Origin of the sequence: Kitasatospora sp. NPDC057940, assembly GCF_042887425.1 — a bacterium.
Lineage (GTDB): Bacteria > Actinomycetota > Actinomycetes > Streptomycetales > Streptomycetaceae > Kitasatospora.
This window is the reverse complement of record NZ_JBHVPH010000016.1, coordinates 52,514-72,621: the sequence shown is the minus strand read 5'-3', so window position 1 is coordinate 72,621 and position 20,108 is coordinate 52,514. Positions and strand designations below refer to the sequence as shown.

Below are 20,108 nucleotides of genomic sequence, written 5' to 3'. Positions count from 1 at the left end.
TGCTGCACTTAAAGCCGGGACGCTTGCATTAACGACTATGCGCCCGGGCAGCACCTAATGCAAGCGCTCTTGCGTTAATGTGGTGGCCGAGGTGATCAACACATGACCGACGAAGAGCCGGAGCCGGCGCAGGAGCCAGCACCGGCGCAGGAGCCAGCGCCGGAGCCGATCCGCCGCCGCCCGGGCGGCCGTGCCGCGCGCGTCCGCCAGGCCGTCCTGGCGGCCGCCACGGAGGTGCTGGCCGAGGAGGGCATCGACCGGCTCAGCATCGCCGGGGTCGCGGCCCGCGCAGGGGTCAACGAGACTACGGTGTACCGGCGTTGGGGCAGCCGGGAGAAGCTCGTACTGGACGCCATGCTCACCGGCAGCAACGAAGGCATCCCCGTCCCCGACACCGGAGCCGTCCGCACCGACCTGGCCGCCTTCGCCCGCGCACTGGCCGAGTACCTCGCCACCCCGACCGGCCGTTCCGTCGCCCGGGCGGCCGCGCTCAGCTCCGACGACCCCGACCTCGCCGAGGCCTGGCAGACCTTCTGGCAGTCCCGCCTCGACCAGGCCGGCGTCATCGTCAGCCGGGCCGTCGAACGGGGGGAACTCCCGACGGGCACCGACACGGCCCTGGCCCTGGAACTGCTCTGCGCCCCGCTCCAGACCCGCTGCCTGCTTGGCCACCGCCCGATCGAGCCGGATCTGCCGGAGCGCCTGACGGACATGGTGCTGAACGGCCTCCGAGGGACGGCCTGAGAGAGACGAGCCAGGGAACCACCCCGCGGCGTCACCAGGGTTCGCGGTTGACCGCCGGTGTCGGCGCGGCCAGGGCGAGGTGGTGTCAGCGAGGAGTCTCCGTTGCTGCGGGGGGCATCAGGCAGGGGGTCTTGACCAGGAAGAGGAGAAGTCCTCCCTTCGTGGTCTCGACGGTGATCAGGTACCGGCTCGATGCCTGGGACGCGTCGAGGACTGTGTCCACCTTGCCGTTGACGCTCTCCCGGTAACCGTCGATCTTGAAGCCCTGCTGTTCGAGCATCGTGCGGACCTTGCGGACGGCCTCAGGATGCTGTTCGAGTGGGGCGGAGCTGTAGACCGCGTACATCAGTTTGTACCGGCCGCCCTCCCGGCCTCGTCGTTCTTGCCGACGCAGTCGCTGAAGATCGGCTTGGCGCTGCCTGGGTCGAGGGCTGCTCCGGCGGTCTGCGCCATGTCCTCGGTCATGTGTTGGGCCCAGTCCTGGGCGTCCTGGCGGGCCTTGACCGGAAGAGGATCGCTGGGGCCTGGCGTGGACGCGCATCCTCCGAGGATCAGAGGCAGGCAGAGCGCCAACGCGGCAGCGCCCAGACCTCGGGCTCCGACACCGCGTGCGGCCACCGACCAACCCGTCAGCTGACTGACAGCCGCGTGGGTGGCAGCGACGACTGCCTGGCAAGGCTTCGAGAAGCCCTCGCCGATGGCCCGCGCCACACCTGCGGACTTGTATATCTCGCCCGGGTCAACCTTGAGATCGCCCACTGGCTTCCCCCCTCCCGACAACCTTCGGTCAGCAAGAAACTCATTTCGGTGATCGGCCGATCTCTATCCGCAGAGATACTCATCCGAAATCAGATGATTGGTCCTGTTCTAGAAAAACGAGGCCTTTGCGTCGCTTCTGTGGTTGCGCCGGCCTACGTCGTCCGCACCCAGTTCCGGCGCACGCCGGCGTCGTGGACCGGTGCGATCTGGCGGCCGTCGGCGACCAACCGCCACGCCGCCGCCCAACCCGACGGCGCAAAACCAAGCTCTCGACATCCGGCCCCCACCGGCCATCTCGAACAAGCGGCCTGAAGAAACACGGGGACGGTCGCTGGGCCCACGAGCGCCGAAACGGTGTCTCCGGACAACAGAACGGCCGGTCGACTGTTGAGTCGACCGGCCGTTCAAGTGTGGCCAACCGACAGAATTGGCCTGGCCTGCAGTGATGCCATAGCGCTGGACCTACCGTCCCCAGGACTTCGAGGATCGGTTCCCGTACCGGGTCCCGGGGTGGCAGTGCAGCGGGCGCGTGACTGGCCGGACGACGTGTGGCGCAGCGGATGGAGACGGCCCGTCACAGCGACCCCTCGGCGCATCTGGCCGCGCCCTATGAGCGGCCGAACCCCGTGAATGTCGACGGGATGCGGCGCGTGGTGGGGTTGTGCACCACCGGTGCCGCGTACCGACCCTGGAGGTGTTCCTGGCCGGAGGGCCCGGACTCCTCCAGTCGCTGGGCGCGAGCCGTTCCCGCGCTGGAGACTGGGGTTTCTCGTGCGCTCCCACCGGCGACTCCTCCCGTGTGCCGGACATCGCCGTCCGTTCTGGCCGTTCGGACCGGGGTGGCGGAAGCGGGACGCGGAGGCGCACGAGGAGCGCGCACGGGCGCGGACGGCGGCAGGGGCTCCGGACGTCCGGGTGTTCGGGTGTTCGGGTGCGTTCGATCATGGCCGGTTTCCGGGACGCGGGGCAGACGGGCAGGGCGGAGCCGCCTAGGCTGGTCGACCATGCCTATCCCCGCCTCGGCGATGAGGCGTGTACGCCTCATCGCCGCACTGACGTTGTTCCTCACACTGCTGGGCTTCGGCCGGCAGGCCTTCGCCGCCGCGGATCCCCCGCCGGCGAGCTTCGCGATCGCCGTTGACCGGTCGACCGTCGTCCCGGGCGAGGCCGCCGCGGTGTCCGTCACATTCACCAACCGCCAGGCCACCCCCGTGAGTTTCCTCTTCGCAGCGGTGATCGCCTCCGACACCGGCCCGGTGGGCACCACCGGGCTGGCCAAGGACTTCTCCGGCTGCGTCGGCGCCAGTTGGTGCGACACCTGGCAGACGTCCTACCTCCGCTACAACCTGACCACGCCCGCGGTGCCCGTCGCGCCGGGGGACAGCCGGACCGTGACGCTGTCCTTCCGCTACGCCCCGGGCGTGGACTGCACGTTGGGCGCCGGCGTGCGCTTCTTCGTGTACTACTTCTACTACGAGCACGGCCAGGGCACCCACCAGGGCGCCGAGGACTCCAGCCCGGCCGCCGCGACCAGGCTGGTGTGCCCGCCCGCCTCGTAGCAACGTCTGTCGGATGCCACGGGCGGCCCAGGCGCTCCGGGCGCCGACTCCGCCTGCATCCGCACGGCCGCCGCTCCTTCCAGGCCCGACCGCCGTTGTGGTGCAGCACCACTCCCCCTCAGCGGCGCCGGAAAGGCCTCCACCATGCCGCGCAGGACCGGTCCGATCGTGTGCACTGCTGGAGTGAAGGCGGTGCCACCTTCCGTGTGGTTCGAATACGGAGCAGTGTGACGCGAGGCCGCCCCAGGGATGGATGGGTCGCCGCGTGGGGCAGGCCCGGCGGCAGTCACCCTCCGGGAGCCATCGTGGGCGTCATGCCCTATCCGAACGACCTCATCCTCGGCATCACGGCTGCGGGATTCAACCAATGCATCGGTGCGGTCTACAAGTCGCACCCGAAGTGGTTCAAGGGAACCACGACCCAGAGCGGAGTATCCGTGTCCTGGGATGTCACCAAGGCTCCCACCGTGGTCGTCGGGCCGCCCGACAAGGCCAAGTGGGACAAGGCGACGGATGCCGCCGGGCGCACGCCGCCGGCGTCCCCAGATACGACGGTCCTCCAGGTGACCCTGCCCTCGATCACCGTCCAGGTCGGCAGCGACTCCAAGAACAGCGCCTCAGGAGTGGATGTCGTGGTGTACATGGACGTGAAGCGGAACTACGTCGCGTTCAAACCGTTCGCGCTCGCGGCCGACCTGGGCGGCAAGCTCAGTGCATTGGACCGCGAAGCGCTGCTCGAGCTCCTTCCGGTGATCCTCGAGACGGCGAACAACTCGCTGCCGGAGTTCGAACTCCCCAAGATCGGGAGTTCCGATCTGATCGCGGCAAGCCGCGGAGTCGTGGACAACACCTACCTGGCCCTGGGCGCCAACCGGACCAAAGGCACCTCGACGGAACACGGGTTTCTCGACAACCTCAATATCAGTGAGAAAGGCCAGGTGATCTGGAAGAAGAACCACCCCTGCGTGATCGCGATCGGTCCCGGCTTGACCGAGCCCATGCTGGCTAAGGCCATCATGGGGAAAGCCGGAGAACTGGGGCTGAACACCAAACAGACCTTCAGTGAGAGCAACGCCGGCGCCGAGTTCTTCGTAGCCCTCAAGGGAGTTGCCATGCTCCGGACGCTGGTAGACCCTGTTTTTTCCGCCTACGTCGCGCTTCAGGATTTCAAAGTCACCGTCCTATGCGCGGTGGAATGGCCGAAATTCAGCGCAACAACTTCTCCGGACCCCATCGAGATCCAGTGCGAGTTCGCCGACCTGACCGACACGGAAGTCAAGGTCAAGCTCGTGGTCCCAAAGTTCGAGACCAGGTACAAGCACGTGTCCGGCACCGATCTCTTCAGTGCGGTCGAAAACAAACTCAATAACGAACACAACTGGGATCCGTGGAAGAATGTAAAGGAAAGATATGACGGCAAGACGTACACCTTCCCGTTCTCGTTGCCGTTGGAGATGAAATCCAAGGAGATCAGCGTCCGACTGAAGCCCCTGGAGATTTCCGGCCAGACCTCGTACCTGGTGCTCGGGGCTGATCTCAAGGCGGCCTGATCCGGCCCGCCTGCCGCTCTCGTGGGTTCCCGTGACGCGGCGTTCACCGTTGCGGGCCGCCTGCCAGGTCGGACCAGGCAAGGGCACACCCGCAGAGGTCCCGCCGCGACGAGGACCACAGTGACCCTGCGGACGTTCCTGACACCACGCGCCCGCAGAAAGCCGCTCCCTCTGTGCGGCCGCCCCCGTGCACCCGCGGCTCGCCCGTCGGACTGTCCGAACCCTTCCGATCCTCGATCCCAGTGGGAGACTTCGTGCCCGTCACGCCAGCTGTACTGCGTCTTCCCGATACACCGGGCTATCCGCTCGCCTCGGGCGTTGCGCTGCCAGCCGGGCACCGCTTCGCCCCGACCGTGGTGCTGAGCCTGCGTCTGGGGGACATGACGCTCACCCCGCAGGGCGAGCCGGGCGCGACCACCCCCGCCGCGCGGGACGGTGCCGTGTCCTACTCGCTGGCGCCGTTGCTGCTGCACGGCCGGTACAGCCTGGACGTGCGCCCGGAGCGGGCGAGTCCGCTCGACACCGGCGGCGACCTGGCCCCGCTGGGCCAGGCGCCGTCCTCGCCCGGCCACGCCGTGCCGCGCAAGCTGGACGAGAAGACCCACGAGGAACACCTGAAGACCGCGCGTGCGGAACGCGCCAAGCTGGCCAAGGGCAGCCCGAACGGTTTCCGACTCGTCAGCACCTACTACCAGCACAACGAGACGTTCGACGAAGCCATGAACTCGTCCTACATGAACGGCTGGGACGCCAACGGGGTGACCGCCCAGATGGCCTCCGACACCCACACGGCGATGGCCTCCACCACCCAGGTGGTGAACCGCACGGCCGCGTACACGGACACCGGCGGGAAGCAGGTCACCTACAACGAGAACGCGTTCACCCAGCACTCCTCCCTGATGTCCGCCCTGGTCTATCTGAAGAAGAACGCGGCCGAGGGGGACAAGGACCGCTACGCCCGGGCGAAATCGGCCGCCGAGGCGTTCAAGAGCCACGTCGAGGACACCGACAACACCAAGTCGAAGACCACGCCGAGGACCGCGCCGCAGATCCGGGAGACGGTCAAGACAGCACCGGTGAAGGGCCAGGCGGAGGTGGTCGGCGTCGACGACGACGTCTACCTCGACCCCGACCGCTACCTGGAGCGGGTGGAGCGCGAGGGGCCCGGGGCGCTGCCGCCGGGCCTGGACGTGGAGGACCTGCGCCACCTCCAGCTCCGACGCGCCGTGATCCTGGCCGCGGACGCCGCCGCGTCGGCCCCGGTCGGCGAGGTCTACTACCAGGGCTCGTTCCAGGCCCTGATCGAGGGCGCCACCGTGACCGCCGTTCCCGCCGGAGACAGGGACGGCGAGGACGGCGGGCCGGGGTGGGTGCAGGCCGATGTGCCGGAGCCGGCCGTCGACTTCGACGACAGCGCATGGCAGGGCGAGGTCGCCGACGTCGCGCGGGCCCGCATCGCGTCCATGCGCTTCATCACCGTCCTGCTACGCGAGGCGATCGCCGAACGCGTCGCGGTCGCAGCCCGCACCGGGCAGCCCTCCTTCGTCCGGCCCACCGAAACCGGCGACGACCAGACGCAGGACGGCCAGTGATCCTCGCCCCCAAGGGCCCGCCCGCTGCCCGCGCCGATGTCCTGGAGCGGCTGTGGCGTGACCTGCTGCCCGAGGACCTGGCCCGCTACCAGCAGGTCCTGGAGGAAGTGCTGCGCCCGCAGGCCGAGTACCTCACCCCCACCGAGTACGCCCTGCACCGGCGCGGAAAGAAACTGCGCCCGATGCTGCTGCTGCTGGCCGCTCGCATGGTCCACGGCGCCGGGCCACTGCCGGACAAGGTCGTCAACGGGGCGGTGAGCCTGGAAATGCTGCACGTGGCCACCCTGATCCACGACGACGTCGTCGACGACTCGAGCCTGCGCCGGGGCCTGCCGTCGGTCAACGCCGCGCGCGGCACCCACACCGCGGTCCTCATCGGTGACCTGCAGTTCGTCCAGGCCATCCGCGGCTTCGTCGACGGCATCGACGCCCAGCGCGACATCGACCTCGTACGCACCGTCCTGGACACCGCGTTCCGCGTCTGCTGCGGCGAACTCGACGAACTGCGCACCGACCCCACCTGGGACACCGAGGCCCTGCTCGCCCACTACTGGCGCACCGTCGAACGCAAGACCGCCGTCCTGTTCGGCCTCGCCTGCGAGGCCGGCATCACCCTGGCCGGCGGCCGCACCGCCGACGCCCGCCGGGCCGGCTTCTACGGCCGCCGCCTGGGACGCGCCTTCCAGGTCATGGACGACATCCTCGACCTCACCCACGACCAGCACACCACCGGCAAACCCCAAGGCACCGACCTCGCCCGAGGCCGCTGGTCGCTGCCCCTCATCCACGCCGCCCACGAGCTGGGACCCGGCCACCCGGCCACCCGGATCCTGCGCGGCGCCGGCCACGACGACGCGCAACTGCGCGAGGCCGCCGCCGCGGTGCGCGCCACCGGCGCCTGCGCCACCGCCTACGCCCAGGCCCGCACGCAGGTTCTGGACGCCCTCACCTACCTGCGGCCCTTCCCGCCCAGCGTCTACCGCGACGCCCTCGCCGAGATCGCCCTGGACGTCGTCGACCGCGCCCCCACTCCCCAGTACCAGCACCCCGCAACGGATCGGACCCCGGTATGAGCAAGGCCCTCATCGAGTTCATCGCGGCGACGATGATCCCGCGCCTGAACAACCCAGCCCACCCGCACAGCCTGCCCAAACTCCTGACGAAGGCGACAACCAAGGACGGCGCGAAGCTCCTTCCCGTCCACGCCACCGACTGGAACCCGGGAACCTTCGACGCCGGCGTGACCTCCGACAACATCGCCATCCAGTGGTACCAGGCGGTCGTGGACGTGGCGAAGAAGGCCGACCCTCCGATCGACGCCAGCAAGTACAAGGGCGCCCCGCTGCCGGCCTCGCCCCACCCCTCGCTGGCGATCCCCTCGGCCACAATCAGCGGGCTCGAGAACGCCGAGGCCGGTGAACTCACGCACCTGACGGAGACCGCCAACGGCTACAGCATGACCGTCCCCCTGGTCTTCGGCACCCTCACGGACCCGGCCCTGCCGCAGAAGACCGTCATCGCCGGCCACTACCGCCTCGACCAGGACGTGTGCGGCGTCGACAAGACCACCGGCAAACAGGCCGACACCCCCAGCAAACTGCCCGACGGCCTGAAGTGGCCCGTCGACCACGTCACCGGCACCGGCACCTTCAGCCTCGCCGTCAGCGACCTGGCCGCCGACATCGACCTCCACGTCGCCGTCACCAACACCGCCGCCGAGCGCACCCTCACCGTCACCATCGACAAGATCACCGCCCGCGGCCGCACCTCCGCCTACCCCACCTACGCCCTGGACCCCGCCACCCTCACCATCGACCAGAACACCGACGAGGACTTCAAGAGCATCTGGCGCGCCATGGCCCTGGACGCCTTCGCCAACAAGGACATCGGCGGCGACAAACTCACCAAAGCCCTCACCAACGCCCTCAACACCCCCAACACCCGCGACTCCGTCTCCACGACCCTCACCGAACAGCTTGCCACCGCCCTCGACCACGTCATGGGCCCGCTCGCTCCCGGCACCCTCGCCCACGACACCACCGCCACCAACCCCGCCGTCGACCAGTACCTCTTCGACCGGCTGCGCACCGCGCTCGCCGACCACACCTCCCCGTTCTACCTGCCGACCCTGATCACAGGCGCCGACGACCCGGTCCTCGAGCCCTACAAGCTCGGCAAGTTCGACATCGGCGAGATCCCCATCAAGGGCAAGGACCCGCTGAAGAACATGACGCTGGACGGCACCGTGACGGGCTTCTCCAACGCCATCGTCCCCGTCTCCGAGGCGACGCTGAAGGACGGGCGCATCAGCGCCTCCGTCCACCTGGCGACCCTGCCGGGCAAGCCGCCCGTGCCCGGCCCGCCGTGGAAAGCCGAGGGGAACCTCACCGCAGAGTGGAAGAACCTTCCCGTCACCGGAACCTACAAGGTCCACGCCGCGCCCGCGACCCTGCACACGGAGCTGTCCTTCGGTGGAAAGGACCTCGACCACCTCACCGTCACCGTCGAATCCGCCCACCTGGACGTCAAGCACGAGGACTTGACCATCACCGTCGATATCACCGACGGCAAGCTCGTGACCGGTTTCGTCAACGAGGCCCTCAAGCAGTCCTCCGTGAAGGACCTCGTCCTCACAAGCCTCAACATCGCCCTGGCCGACAAGCGCCCCGAAATCGGCAGGGCCCTGGCCAAAGCCGCCCGTACCGGCATCACCAAGCGCCTCGACAAGCCCGAATAGCCGAATAGCGCTCCCGAAGGCCACCGGTGCGGCGCGGGCCGCCACGACCGCACGGCTGCGCGCGGCCAGTCCGCGGGCAGCGGGCCCTGGGACCTGCGAGATCCGCCGTCTTCCGGCACGAAGCCGGCGGCGGCCGAGGCGTCACGGCGCCCGCCCGGTACCGGCACACGCCCTTCCGAGCCCGTTCGCAGCCATCGGCGAAGCCAAAACCCTGGCCCCGTCCTGCGGATCCGTCATAAGAGGCGCGCACCGCAGCACCCACACATGCCGGCGCCGGCCCGGCCTCACGGACAGGAAGACCATGGACACCAAGGCCCTCCAGGACCGGATCACGTCGTGCTTCAAGGACGGCACCCTGACCGTGGCGCCGGCCAACCTCGACACCCAGGCCGCCTCCCGGCAGCTGGCCGCCTGGTTCCCCAAGAACCTCGTCCTCACCGACGCCACACTGGAGAACACCCCGGCCGGCGTCACCGCCACCGGCACCCTCACCGGGTGGTCCGGCCCCGACGCGGTGAAGGCCACCGTCGACTTCGGCATCGACCCCGCCGACCAGAGCCCTTCCCTCTACGCGCAGCTGGTCCTGCCCGTCACCTGGACGTTCGGCGCCGCGTTTCCGAAGATCAAGGGCTCCGCGATCGACCGCCTCACCTACAGCGCCTCACCCCTTCTGCTGCTGACCTCCACCGCCCGCGAGGCGGCCGACGCCCTGCCGGCCCTGCAGCCCGGCATGACCTTCCACGCCGCCGGGACCAAACCCCCCGCCGACGCGGGACCGCTCACCACCCTGCTGCCCCTGACCGACGGCACACTCGCCCTCACCGGCCCCCTCACGCCCGCCGACAAGGACGGCATTCTCGGCGTCGACCTTCGCTCCGCCGCCCACGACACCGGATCGGACCTGGGAATCTCGTTCTTCCTGTGGGCCGGATCCCGCAGCATGGAGGAGAGCCCGCTCTTCTACGACGTCGAACTGCGCGGCACCGTCCGCCTCTCCGACGCCCTGCAGATCGATGTCTCGACCAGTCTCGGCGAGACCGTCGTGTTCCTCACCGCCGAGTCCCCGCCCACCGATCCGATCCCCGCCACCGCCCTGAAGAGCTGGGGCGGACTCGGGGAGGCCTTCGACACCGGCGAAACGAACGGGTTCAAACTGGGGGACCACCTCCGCCTCTACCACCTCAGTGTCGCGATCGACACGGCACAGATCGGCAAGGGGTTCGCCGCGGCGGTGACCGCGGTCAGCGTCGGCATCGCCGCCGACCCCGGACGGTCCTGGGACGTGGCGGGCGCGAAACTCACCGTCACCGCGCTCAGAGCGCTGCTGACCGTCAGGAACCCCCTGCGGTCCGGCCGCACCGCCACCCTCTACGCCCAAGGCGTCTTCCAGATCGCCGACAGCGTCAACCTGGCCGTCGCGGGACTCCTCCCGCCCGGCACGCTCGTCCTGGCGCTCGACCCCGACACCCACGTCACCCTGGCCGACGTCCTGCACCACTTCATGCCCGGCAGCGACCTCTCCGGCGCGCCGCAGATCACCCTGACCACCTTCGGCGGGCAGCTCACCCCGACCCAGGGCACCTACCAGGTGACGGCCGAGGCCGACACCCACATCCCCCTGGAACTCGGCGCCGCCACCATCACCCTCACCCGGGCCGGACTCACCCTCAAACGCCAGAAGGCCGACAGCGGCACGAACACCACCGCGAACCTGCACGCCACCGCCGTCGTGGCCCCGACGGGCAAACCGCTGACCGACGGCCTCACCCTCACCGCCGACTGGACCATCCCCGGGCCGTTCCGCCTGACCGGCTCCTTCGACAAGAAGGTCTCCCTCACCGATCTGCTGCGCCAGCTCGCCGCCGACACCGGCCTCGACCTGCCCAGCGGCATGCCCGACATCGTCCTGAGCAAGACCGTCGCGAGCGTGCAGGCCGGCCAGGGCAACTGGGAGCTGATGCTGTCCGGTGCCGTCTCCCTCAACACGGTCGAACTGGACGTCTACGGCAAGGCCTTCAAGACCCAGGCCGGAACGACCGCGCTGGTCGCGGCCCTGTGGCAGGGTGCCGGCGGGACGTTCTCCCTCACGGACGTCAGCCAGGACGCCAAGGACCTGCCCCTGCTCGGCGACCTCACCTTCACCGGTTCCGGCCTCGCCGTCAGCACCGCCGACGGACAGAACATCACCGTCACCCCCCGCCCCAAAGGACTGCCCGCGACGGTGGACAAGGGCCTCACCTTCTTCTCCACCCTCGGCTTCGGCAAGGACCTGACCTTTCTGACCAAGCTCTTCCCCACCGCCGAGGGCATCACCGTCACCGCCCACCTCGGCAGCGACCTCAAGAAGAGCGAGTTCACCGCCCTGATCGCCGACGCCGGCGCGCTCAAGGGATTCACCGGCCTCAAGCTCATCGTCCGACCCGCCGTCCCCGAGATCGCCGTACAGGCCGGCTTCACCGTCACGCTCCCCAGCCTCACCGGCGACGGCGAACCCGCCCAGTTCAACGTCGAAGGCTCCGCCGGCAAGTCCAGCACCGGCTGGAGCTTCGCCCTCACCCTCCTCCTGCGCCCCGCCCCGGGCTACAAGGCCGGCACCGTCCCGCGCGAGCGCCTGGCCCTGGCCCTCGACGCCCCCGGCTACACCCTGCTGCCCGCCCCGCCCGCCGCGCAGCACCCCTGGAGCGTCCCGCCCGCCGCAGAGGTGTTCCTGCGCAACCCCGCCGCGCCCGGCCACACCCCCGCCCTCGTTCCCTGGCCGCAGGACGCCGACTCCGCCTCCAACCTGCCCCTGCCCGTGCCGCTCGGCTACGCGCTCCTCGTGCCCCTGCCCCCCGCCGGACCAGGGCACGCACCGGTGTACTTCGACTCCAAGCCGGCCTGGAAGGACGCCTTCGGCATCAAAGGCCTGAACATCAACGCCTTCTACCTCGACATCCGCCTGAGCAGCGGCGAACTGGTACTCGGCGGCGGCGGCAGCATCACCGTCGGCAGCGGCGACGGGGCCGTCGAACTCGCCCTGGCCGTCGAGGGCGCCCTCGAACCGCCCACCGTCAGCGTCTTCTACTTCGACCTGGCACCCCACAACAAGGAGAAAGGCGTGTCCCTGCACGCCATCGCCTCACTGCTGTTCACCCCGCCCGACTTCCTCGACTTCCTCAAGAAGATCGTCATCCACAACCTGATGCTCTGCATGGTCACCGACCCCAACGGCTGGACCAACAACCTCACGACACCTGCCCGCCACTGGGACCAGGGCTTCTATGCCGCCGGCGACATCGGCTTCTTCGGCAACACCTGGAACTTCAAGGTCCAGATCAACAAGACCAGCCTCTACATCAACAGCGAGATCGACCAGCCCCTGAAGATCGGCGGCTTCCTCACCATCTCCGACGCGGGCGGCAGCAAAGGCCCCAAGTGCCTCATCGACATCAGAACCAACTCGATCGCCGAGAAGGTCCTCGTCCTGTCCGGGAAGGTCACGCTCCTGGACGTCGTCTCCGCCTCCGTGGACGTCGTCCTGGGCAAGAAGGGCTTCGAGTTCACCATCACCGAGAAGATCTTCGGGTTCAGTACCACGTTCTCCTGCACCCTCGACCTCAAGGAAGGCCTCACCGCCCACGCCGAGATCCGTCTCCAGTTCGACATCGGCACCCCCCCGGACTGGCACCTGCCCACCACGAGCGTGCTGGGCATCGATGCGAAGGGCACCCTCGACCTCGACCTCACCAAGGACAAGACCACCGTCTCCGCCAGCCTCAAAGCCGCGGTCACCCTCGCCGGCTCCGACCTGCCCGCAATCGACCTGAGCGTCAAGGACCTCGGCATCACGAAGTTCGACGACGTCCTCCAGTACTTCAAGAACACCCCGAGCCTCATCTGGGACCAACTCGGCAACTTCGCCGAGGACATCGGCAACTGCGCGGTCAACACCGCGGAAGGCAAGCTCTGACACGCCCGCGCCACCACGGCGCCCCCGCCCGCTGCGACGAACGCCACCACCCTCGCCCCACCCACCCAAACACCCGCCCGCGACCCCCCGGCCGACCATCCGGCACCCCTCAGGCCGCCTCCCCCGGCAGACGCCCTGCCGCCGCACCACAAGGACGACACCCCATGCACACCACCAGGCCACGGCCCACCGCCCGGCAGCGCACCGCCGTGGCCCTCACGGTCCTGACGGCCGTCCTCGCCACCACCACCGCCGCAGCCCAGCCGAACACCCCGCACACCAAGGTCCTCCCGACAGCCCAGTGCGGGACCCCGCTGCCACGATTCGATCCGGCACACGTCACGGCACCGGCCGGCCACACCAACCCGATCGTCGACGCTGCCGGAGTTCAGTTCTTCCTCCTGTGCGGTTTCCAGGACACGACCGTAGGCAAGGAGAACCGAGGATTCGGGCTCAAACACATCAACTACCGGCACGTCGACTTCAACCCCCCCGACGTCGCCGCCTTCATGCCAGGCGCCGCGGTCAACCTGACCGACCTCTTCCTCTGCCTGGAACACCTCGCCACCGCCGTACCCGCCCCGTCCACCGCTACCAACGACGAATACACGGCCGCCAACACCGCCGCCACTCAGAACTGGCGAATGATCGTCAACACCATCACCCGGAACGTGGTCACCGTCTACAAGCTCGGCCCCACGGTGGCCGACTCGCACGAGAACCAGGCCAACTGTCGGTGACGTGCACCGCCCGAACAACCGGATGCACCCCGGTCGAGCGCCACGCCGCCGCGCTGTCGCACGGATGCGCCCGGCGGCACAGCACCGAACCCTGACCCCCACCCCACCCCACGCACCCAGCCCGACCAGCACAAACGCCGAGGGTCCCTCACGCAACCGTGAGGGACCCTCGGCGTATCCGGACAACAGAACGGCCGGTCGACTGTTGAGTCGACCGGCCGTTCACATGTGCGCGAGGGGGGAGTTGAACCCCCACGCCCTTTCGGGCACTGGAACCTGAATCCAGCGCGTCTGCCTATTCCGCCACCCGCGCATCTGGGTGATGTGGAATAGCTTAGCCCATCCGCGGGGGTGCTCCGAACCAGGTGGGAGGGGTCAGTGGGCGAGCTGCTCGACGAGCCAGTCGACCAGCACGCGGGAGACGTGGCTGTGCTCGGTGTTGGCGTCGTCGAACTTCACGGCGTCCAGGTGGCCGCTCGCCAGGGCGGCGTCGGTGATCGCGGCGGCCGGGTCGACGTCCCACTTCACCGGGTCGAAGGCGAGGGCCGCCGCGCTGACGGCCGGCACGAAGGTGCCGCTGCGGTAGTCCTCGGAGATCTTCGCCTTGAGCGCGTCCGCGACCTTGCCGAAGGAGTCCAGGGTGCCGCCGGGCACGGCGTCCAGCGCCGGGACGTCGCTGGTGGTGCTGCGGCGGACGGCCAGGCCGAGGTGCATGCCGCCGACCGGCTGCTTCTCGCCCTTGTTCGGCTGGAAGCGGGCCGTGGCGCTGGCGATCAGCGCCTGCCAGTCGAACGCCACCTCGCCCACCGGCAGCGGGAGGCCGACGCCGTCCCGCCGGCCGTTGGAGACGCCGAGCTTGCGCGGGATCTGCGGGAAGTTGCCGACCCGCTCCAGGTCGGCGAGGAACTCCTTGCGCAGGTCGCTGGAGGTGGCCACCGGGCCCGAGTACTTGGCGTTCTCGACCCACGCCCAGAGCAGCTGCTGAGCAGCGGGGCTGCGGATCAGGTCGGCCTGCTTGGCGCCGTCCGGCCCGGCCGGGGTGTAGTCCTCGAAGAAGTACGCCATCTGCTGGAGGACGAGCGGGATCCAGGCGCCGTTGTGCGGCGAGTCGAAGGACAGGTACGTCCCCGTCTCGTGGTCCACGGTTGCGGACTCCAGCTTGGCGAGCGCGTAGCGGGTGACGATGCCGCCCATGCTCACGCCGCCGACGGTCAGCCGCTCGTCGCCCTTGCGCTCCGCGACGGCCCGCAGGATGGCCGCGATCGCGACCTCGGCGTTGGCCTGGATGTGGGTGTGCCGCTCGGTGAAGCCGACCAGGACGATGTCGTAGCCCCGGCCGAGCAGTTGGTCGAAGAGGCCGGGCCCACCGTCGGCGGCGGTGCTGAAGTAGGCGAAGAGGCCGGGGAGGTCGCTCGGGCCGTAGTTGAAGCCGTCCGCGAAGACGAAGGGCTTCCGCAGGCCGAACTTCGGGTTGGCGTAGTAGACCGCCGCCTGTCCGGTCGCCACCTGCCCCTGGTACGGCGAACCGGTCAGCTCCCACGTCACGTCGGCATCGCGGCCGGCCCGCTCACCCGACAGCGCGCTGGTGAACCAGGCGCCGGGCGAGATCGACTTGGCGATCTCCGCCAACTCGGCCTTGCTAGGCTCGGACTGGCCCTCCTTGAGAGCCGTCAGAGCTACGTCGATACGGGGTTCTTGTGCCATGGAGGTACCGCCTCGGTCGATGCGAGCAGGATCACGTGCGCACAGTGATGGACCGTAGTGGTTCGGTTACTCACGGCACTGTCGCCGCACCGGGCTGATCGAAATCGCTCGATTGCGGTGCCGGTTGATCGGCATCAAGTGAGCGGATCGGCTGATCATTTGCAGGCAGGATGGCCCACACGGCGAGCGCCGCCGCAGCACCGGGGAGATCCACGTGACTGACTGCTACCCGTACCGAATCGCCACCCGGAGAGGGGACCTGACGGTGATCTGGCGGCCCGGAGAGGGCGACGCCCCGGCCGAGCTCGCCGTTGACGACCTCGGGAGGCTCATCGCGTTCCATGACCTCGAAACACTGCAGGAACACTGTGATCGCAACGGCTCGGAACTCGTCCGGGAGGGCGAAGCCACGCTCGATCTGGCCGTCGTACGGCGGCGGGTCGAGCACCCTGGCCTCGGTTCGGCGCCGGCGGGAGAGCTGCTGGACGCGTGGAACTTCTTCGAAGATCTCGCCCACAGCCTGAAGGCCCGCCCACTTCTCCCCCGCCTCCCCCCTCAAGGACCGATCCACGACGCCGCCTACGAAAAGATCTTCGGCGGCGAAGCCCTCGACCCGACCGCTGGCGAGGGAGCCTGGACGGACGAGGAGGCCGCGGCCGTGCGCGAACTCCTCCGCGCGGGACTGGACCTCTGGGAACAGGCCGCGCACGGGTCCGGCACCGACTGGTCGGAGCCACGGGCCTTCCGCGCGCGGTGAAACGGACCTGGCAGGCGAGTCCCGGCACCGCCAGCGGGGTGACGCGGCCGACAGATGCGCTGGGACGGGATCCAACTGGCGCCCGCACCAGTGCCTTGGGGGGTCAGGTCAGCCCTCGACGGGGAAGTCGCCGGTGCGGACGGCGGTGATGAAGGGAGTCAGCAGGAACCCCCTGGCGAGAGAGGCGCTACTCCTCTCCCAGGACGCGAAGACCGTGTTCCTCCCTGAAGTACGCATAGTCCTTCAAGTTCAGGGTGGCGAGCGGTAGATCGTAGGTGAGACAGCAGGCCGCGATCCACATGTCATTGACGGGACGCGGCAAGCCCGCCTTCATGCCGGACTCCGACAGCCTCCCCCATGTCGCCGCCACCGCTTCGTCGCCGGGGAGAACGGGGATGCCCGACAGCCAGTCCGCCAGTTCCTGACGGCGCCCTCCGCCCCAGTCGCGGACTTCACTCCACTTCGCAAGCTCGCCAAAAGTCACGAAGGTAACCACAGGACGCCGGCCCACGAGCCGACTCGCCAGCGGATCGGCCAGCCTGCGCTTGTGGGTCAGCGATGCGACATCGGTGTCCAGGATGACGGTTGCACCATGCTCCTTCAGGCCACGTTCCGCTGGCGCTCGGCGCGGACGAACGCCAGGAACTCGTCAAGCTCCTCGTCCGACTCGAAGGTGTCGGCCTGGAGATCGTCAAGGGAGCGGATCGGCTGCGTGTTCTTGGCAGCCAGCAGCTCCTCCACCGTGACCCGGGGACGCACGGGCGGATAGATCGGACGTTCAACTTCCGAGGCACTCATGGGTGGCCTCCCGTTGGCGATCGACTAGGGGGCGATGAGAACCATAATAGGACCCCATCACACTAGGTGACACCACCGGCACCGATCGCAACGAATCAGCTATCGACGGGGAAGCCGCCCGCCTGCACGGCGGCGATGAAGGAGTCCCAGGAGGCGGTGGGGAAGACGAGGACCGGGCCGTCGGGGTCCTTGGAGTCACGCACCGGGACGGTGTCGGGAAGGAACCCGGGGGCCACCTCGATGCAGTTACCACCGTTGTTGCCGCTGTAGCTGCTCTTACGCCAGGTGAGGGCGACCTCGACGCAATCGCCGCCGTTGCCGCCACTGTAGCTACTCTTGTGCCAGGTCAACACGGCTGCCTCCTTGGAGACTTACGCTGGAAAGTCGCCCTCACGGACGGCCGACACGAAGGCTTCCCAGGCCTCGGCCGGGAAAACAAGGGCCGGGCCGTACGGGTCCTTGGAGTCACGCACCGGGACGGTGTCGGGAAGGAGCCCGGGGGCCACCTCGATGCAGCTGCCGCTGTAGCTGCTCTTGCGCCAGGCGAGGGCCACCTCGACGCAATCGCCTCCATTGCTGCCGCTGTAGCTGCTCTTACGCCAGGTCACCATCGCCAGCTCCTCGGACGTCTTACGTCGGGAAGTCGCCCTCGCTGACTGCCCGCACGAAGGCTTCCCAGGCGGCCGCAGGGAAACAAGAGCCGGGCCGTGCGGGTCCTTGGAGTCACGCACCGGGACGGCGCCCGGAAGGGATGCGAGGGCGACCTCGATGCAGTCGCCGCCGTTGTTGCCGCTGTAGCTGCTCTTACGCCAGGTCAACACAGCTGTCTCCTTGGAGACTTACGCCGGAAAGTCGCCCGCACGGACGGCCGACACGAAGGCTTCCCAGGCGGCCGCAGGGAAAACAAGGGCCGGACCGTGCGGGTCCTTGGAGTCACGTACGGGGACGAGGCCGGGGAATCCGGGGGCCACCTCGACGCAGTTGCCTCCGTTGCTTCCGCTGTAGCTGCTCTTGCGCCAGGCGGTCACATCGAGCTCGTCCCTCGTCATTTCTGAACCCTTCCAGCGCATCGGCGATCAGCGCGAGCGAGTCAGCTACTGGCAGTGCCGCCTCGTGGAGCAGATCATAGCTCCAGCGATGCCGTGCAACGATCGCCGGATCATCGCTCGAGTGCCCGCGATCGAGGCTCTCGGAGTACACGCAGGTGCGACCATCGGGCATCTCCAACATCACCATGGACTTGTCGGCGTTGGCCGGTCGACGCGTGAATGGCACAACCTGGATGATCACATTCGGAAGCCTCGAGATGTTCAGCAGGTGCTGCATCTGACGTCTCATCACTTTCGGGCCGCCGACGACAGTCCGGATGGCGCTCTCGTCCAGAATCACCAGCAGAGTCGGGCCATCCAACTCCAGGAACCGCCGCTGCCTCGCCAGTCGAGCTGTTGCTCGCTCTTCGATCACTTTGGGCTTTCCAGCCGCATCACTGACCGCCAGCACTGATTCGGCGTATTCGCGGCATTGCAGTAGCCCGTTCATCACCCCAACCTCGAAGGCCCTGACGGCCAGGGCCTCGGACTCCATGTCGACGTGGCTCTGAAACCAGTCCGGATGTTCAATCCCGGCGTTCCAGTCCACCCTCCCCCAGAGCCGCTTCAGCGCACCGCCCGTGTTGAGCAGTTCGTCGGCCTTCTCCACCAGTTCCGGCGGCATGCGGCGCTGACCGGTCTCGTACCGGGTGATGTTCGTCCGGCTGCAGTGCAGCAGCTTGCCCAGTTCCTCCTGGGTGTAGCTGGCCAGCTCCCGGTAGAACCGCAGCTCCTCGCCGAACAGTTCGGCCGAGCTGGCCGTCAACTCCCGCTTGAACCGCCGATGTGCCACAGCCGGCCCCCTCACGCACCACGTGCCCCTGGCACCCGATTTCGGCCATCACCGTACCTCTGGAACCTCGATGATTGACACCAGAGCGCAATCATTCGCATGCACAGCGTGATTTCGCACTACCTTCGCGCTCCCCCATCCGCCCCCTTGAGGTGCCCCGCCATGCTCAAAATCCGTACCGCCCACCGCCCCCGCACGTTCGCCGCGCGCCTGGACTCCCGCACCGAATCCACCCCCATCGCCCGGCAGTTGCTCCGCGCCTACCTCGCCGCACTCCCCACCGGCGACCGCTACCGCGACACCGCCGAACTCCTCCTCGGCGAACTCTTCGCCAACGCCGTCCAACACACCGCCGACGCCCCCACCGACCGCCTCATCGAAGTCCGCTTCGCCCTCACCCCCGACCACCGCCTACGCCTCGAAGTCCACGACGCCGGCACCGGCCGCCCCTCCCTCCACACCCCCACACCCGACGACGAACACGGACGCGGTGTGCTCCTCGTCAACGAACTCGCCGAGAAATGGGGCTGCTGCCCCCGCGCCGGCGGCATCGGCAAGTTCGTCTGGGCCCTCATCGCCCCTGCACCCGCCCCCACGCCCGCCACCTTCCTCACCGTCTGAACAAGGCACCCACCATGCGACTCCCCCTCACCGCCCGCCACCTGTTCGACACCGGCTCCACCCCCGCCGACGCCTACGCCACCCTCGCCCGCCGCACCCGCCAACCCCTCCGCTCAGCCCGCGCCGTCTGCACCGCCCTCGGCATCCCCGCCGCCGAAACCCAACGACGCCTCGACGACTGCTACGACGCCCTCCTCGCCAACCCCCGCCCCGGCACCGAGAACGACACCGGCGAACTCCTCGAAGCCCTCGGCGTCTTCGATGTCCCCAAGCCTCTCGACGCCACCGAACTCGCCGTTGTCGACCTCTTCCTGGCCGCCATCGACGCCATGGGTGGCATCCGCGCCGGCCACCAGCACGGCCTGGCCCGCTGGTTCACCACCGGGAACCTCACCGCCGCCTACCTCTCCCTCGCGGCCGCCCGCCCCCGCCCCACCACCGGCGACCCCGCCCACTACTGGACCACCCTCACCACCGCCGGCGAACTCCTCCTCACCACCACCCCCGACCCCCGCCTCAAACCCGCCCTCACCCACTGCCGCACCCAAGCCCAAGCCCAAGCCCTGGCCTCCCACACAACCCACCCGTAGGCACAGCAAGTCGACCCACCCGACTTCCGGCACAAAATCGACCGCCCCCGACGCCGCGCCCGGCTACCCGGCCTCCGGCGTCGTCGCCCTGGCCCCGCTGCGGCCCCTCGCCCTCAAGGCGGTCACC

At 68.8% G+C, this 20,108-nt stretch carries 19 protein-coding genes, 1 tRNA gene and 2 pseudogenes; 12 read left to right on the top strand and 10 right to left on the bottom strand.

The annotated features are described in order from the left end of the window. Positions 1-102: 102 nt before the first annotated feature. Positions 103-744, top strand: a complete 642-nt coding sequence (locus ACFVTF_RS23405) for a TetR/AcrR family transcriptional regulator (protein WP_387816199.1) — start codon at positions 103-105, stop codon at positions 742-744. Positions 745-829: 85 nt separating this feature from the next. Here the strand turns inward: ACFVTF_RS23405 and ACFVTF_RS23400 are convergent, their stop codons facing one another. Then, positions 830-1,024 carry a hypothetical protein gene (locus tag ACFVTF_RS23400; protein ID WP_387816197.1) on the bottom strand — a complete coding sequence of 65 codons (195 nt, stop codon included), beginning with the start codon at positions 1,022-1,024 and terminating at the stop codon, positions 830-832. Between the two features lie 368 nt (positions 1,025-1,392). Here ACFVTF_RS23400 and ACFVTF_RS23395 point away from each other — a divergent pair, with 368 nt between their 5' ends. From ACFVTF_RS23395 to ACFVTF_RS23360, 8 genes are all read left to right on the top strand, one after another. Next, entirely contained in the window at positions 1,393-1,815 is a 423-nt protein-coding gene (locus tag ACFVTF_RS23395; protein ID WP_387816195.1) for a hypothetical protein, read from the top strand. Positions 1,816-2,507: 692 nt separating this feature from the next. Continuing rightward, entirely contained in the window at positions 2,508-3,062 is a 555-nt protein-coding gene (locus tag ACFVTF_RS23390) for a hypothetical protein (protein WP_387816193.1), read from the top strand. Positions 3,063-3,376: 314 nt separating this feature from the next. Continuing rightward, positions 3,377-4,612, top strand: a complete 1,236-nt coding sequence (locus ACFVTF_RS23385; RefSeq protein WP_387816191.1) for a hypothetical protein — start codon at positions 3,377-3,379, stop codon at positions 4,610-4,612. A gap of 353 nt (positions 4,613-4,965) precedes the next feature. Further along, a complete protein-coding gene (locus tag ACFVTF_RS23380; protein WP_387816189.1) occupies positions 4,966-6,204 on the top strand; it encodes a hypothetical protein in 1,239 nt (412 codons plus the stop codon). Then, complete coding sequence (locus ACFVTF_RS23375) at positions 6,201-7,277, top strand: polyprenyl synthetase family protein (RefSeq protein ID WP_387816187.1); 1,077 nt, start codon at positions 6,201-6,203, stop codon at positions 7,275-7,277. The genes ACFVTF_RS23380 and ACFVTF_RS23375 overlap by 4 nt, the downstream gene beginning before the upstream one ends. Continuing rightward, on the top strand, positions 7,274-8,941 hold the full coding sequence (locus ACFVTF_RS23370; protein ID WP_387816185.1) for a hypothetical protein: 1,668 nt from the start codon (positions 7,274-7,276) through the stop codon (positions 8,939-8,941). Before ACFVTF_RS23375 ends, ACFVTF_RS23370 begins: the two co-directional genes overlap by 4 nt. Positions 8,942-9,242: 301 nt before the next feature. Next, complete coding sequence (locus ACFVTF_RS23365) at positions 9,243-12,890, top strand: hypothetical protein (RefSeq protein WP_387816183.1); 3,648 nt, start codon at positions 9,243-9,245, stop codon at positions 12,888-12,890. A gap of 164 nt (positions 12,891-13,054) precedes the next feature. Then, the gene (locus ACFVTF_RS23360) at positions 13,055-13,630 is read left to right on the top strand and encodes a hypothetical protein (protein ID WP_387816181.1); all 576 of its coding nucleotides are present in this window, start codon (positions 13,055-13,057) and stop codon (positions 13,628-13,630) included. A gap of 229 nt (positions 13,631-13,859) precedes the next feature. Here the strand turns inward: ACFVTF_RS23360 and ACFVTF_RS23355 are convergent. Continuing rightward, positions 13,860-13,943: transfer RNA gene (locus ACFVTF_RS23355), tRNA-Leu, on the bottom strand. A gap of 62 nt (positions 13,944-14,005) precedes the next feature. Continuing rightward, positions 14,006-15,334 (bottom strand): hypothetical protein, encoded by a 1,329-nt coding sequence (locus tag ACFVTF_RS23350; RefSeq protein WP_387816179.1) that lies wholly within the window; start codon positions 15,332-15,334, stop codon positions 14,006-14,008. A gap of 214 nt (positions 15,335-15,548) precedes the next feature. On the opposite strand from ACFVTF_RS23350, the gene ACFVTF_RS23345 reads away from it, so the two are divergent. Then, complete coding sequence (locus ACFVTF_RS23345; protein ID WP_387816177.1) at positions 15,549-16,091, top strand: hypothetical protein; 543 nt, start codon at positions 15,549-15,551, stop codon at positions 16,089-16,091. Between the two features lie 187 nt (positions 16,092-16,278). On the opposite strand, the gene ACFVTF_RS23340 is transcribed toward ACFVTF_RS23345, so the two are convergent. The 7 genes and pseudogenes from ACFVTF_RS23340 to ACFVTF_RS23310 all read right to left on the bottom strand — a co-directional run. Further along, complete coding sequence (locus ACFVTF_RS23340; RefSeq protein ID WP_387816327.1) at positions 16,279-16,668, bottom strand: type II toxin-antitoxin system VapC family toxin; 390 nt, start codon at positions 16,666-16,668, stop codon at positions 16,279-16,281. Positions 16,669-16,691: 23 nt separating this feature from the next. Continuing rightward, on the bottom strand, positions 16,692-16,889 hold the full coding sequence (locus ACFVTF_RS23335) for a hypothetical protein (RefSeq protein WP_387816175.1): 198 nt from the start codon (positions 16,887-16,889) through the stop codon (positions 16,692-16,694). A 95-nt stretch (positions 16,890-16,984) separates the two neighbouring features. Beyond that, positions 16,985-17,239: a DUF397 domain-containing protein gene (locus ACFVTF_RS23330; RefSeq protein WP_387816173.1), complete on the bottom strand. Its 255-nt coding sequence runs from the start codon at positions 17,237-17,239 to the stop codon at positions 16,985-16,987. Positions 17,240-17,260: 21 nt separating this feature from the next. Continuing rightward, the gene (locus ACFVTF_RS23325) at positions 17,261-17,500 is read right to left on the bottom strand and encodes a DUF397 domain-containing protein (protein ID WP_387816325.1); all 240 of its coding nucleotides are present in this window, start codon (positions 17,498-17,500) and stop codon (positions 17,261-17,263) included. A gap of 138 nt (positions 17,501-17,638) precedes the next feature. After that, positions 17,639-17,710, bottom strand: a pseudogene (locus tag ACFVTF_RS23320) (DUF397 domain-containing protein); the annotation flags it as partial. An 18-nt stretch (positions 17,711-17,728) separates the two neighbouring features. Continuing rightward, a complete protein-coding gene (locus tag ACFVTF_RS23315; RefSeq protein ID WP_387816171.1) occupies positions 17,729-17,938 on the bottom strand; it encodes a DUF397 domain-containing protein in 210 nt (69 codons plus the stop codon). An 82-nt stretch (positions 17,939-18,020) separates the two neighbouring features. Continuing rightward, positions 18,021-18,770 (bottom strand): annotated as a pseudogene (locus ACFVTF_RS23310) (helix-turn-helix domain-containing protein); the annotation flags it as partial. A gap of 162 nt (positions 18,771-18,932) precedes the next feature. On the opposite strand from ACFVTF_RS23310, the gene ACFVTF_RS23305 reads away from it, so the two are divergent. Both ACFVTF_RS23305 and ACFVTF_RS23300 read left to right on the top strand, forming a co-directional pair. Continuing rightward, on the top strand, positions 18,933-19,391 hold the full coding sequence (locus ACFVTF_RS23305) for an ATP-binding protein (protein WP_387816169.1): 459 nt from the start codon (positions 18,933-18,935) through the stop codon (positions 19,389-19,391). A 14-nt stretch (positions 19,392-19,405) separates the two neighbouring features. Continuing rightward, complete coding sequence (locus ACFVTF_RS23300; protein WP_387816167.1) at positions 19,406-19,981, top strand: hypothetical protein; 576 nt, start codon at positions 19,406-19,408, stop codon at positions 19,979-19,981. Positions 19,982-20,108 lie beyond the last annotated feature (127 nt).

Excerpts from the sequence above, each read along its gene's own strand:
- ACFVTF_RS23405 (WP_387816199.1), top strand. The coding sequence starts at position 103 with ATGACCGACGAAGAGCCGGAGCCGGCGCAGGAGCCAGCACCGGCGCAG.
- ACFVTF_RS23400 (WP_387816197.1), bottom strand. The coding sequence starts at position 1,024 with ATGCTCGAACAGCAGGGCTTCAAGATCGACGGTTACCGGGAGAGCGTC.
- ACFVTF_RS23390 (WP_387816193.1), top strand. The coding sequence starts at position 2,508 with ATGCCTATCCCCGCCTCGGCGATGAGGCGTGTACGCCTCATCGCCGCA.
- ACFVTF_RS23385 (WP_387816191.1), top strand. The coding sequence starts at position 3,377 with ATGCCCTATCCGAACGACCTCATCCTCGGCATCACGGCTGCGGGATTC.
- ACFVTF_RS23370 (WP_387816185.1), top strand. The coding sequence starts at position 7,274 with ATGAGCAAGGCCCTCATCGAGTTCATCGCGGCGACGATGATCCCGCGC.
- ACFVTF_RS23365 (WP_387816183.1), top strand. The coding sequence starts at position 9,243 with ATGGACACCAAGGCCCTCCAGGACCGGATCACGTCGTGCTTCAAGGAC.
- ACFVTF_RS23360 (WP_387816181.1), top strand. The coding sequence starts at position 13,055 with ATGCACACCACCAGGCCACGGCCCACCGCCCGGCAGCGCACCGCCGTG.
- ACFVTF_RS23350 (WP_387816179.1), bottom strand. The coding sequence starts at position 15,334 with ATGGCACAAGAACCCCGTATCGACGTAGCTCTGACGGCTCTCAAGGAG.
- ACFVTF_RS23335 (WP_387816175.1), bottom strand. The coding sequence starts at position 16,889 with ATGAGTGCCTCGGAAGTTGAACGTCCGATCTATCCGCCCGTGCGTCCC.
- ACFVTF_RS23325 (WP_387816325.1), bottom strand. The coding sequence starts at position 17,500 with ATGGTGACCTGGCGTAAGAGCAGCTACAGCGGCAGCAATGGAGGCGAT.
- ACFVTF_RS23315 (WP_387816171.1), bottom strand. The coding sequence starts at position 17,938 with ATGACGAGGGACGAGCTCGATGTGACCGCCTGGCGCAAGAGCAGCTAC.
- ACFVTF_RS23305 (WP_387816169.1), top strand. The coding sequence starts at position 18,933 with ATGCTCAAAATCCGTACCGCCCACCGCCCCCGCACGTTCGCCGCGCGC.
- ACFVTF_RS23300 (WP_387816167.1), top strand. The coding sequence starts at position 19,406 with ATGCGACTCCCCCTCACCGCCCGCCACCTGTTCGACACCGGCTCCACC.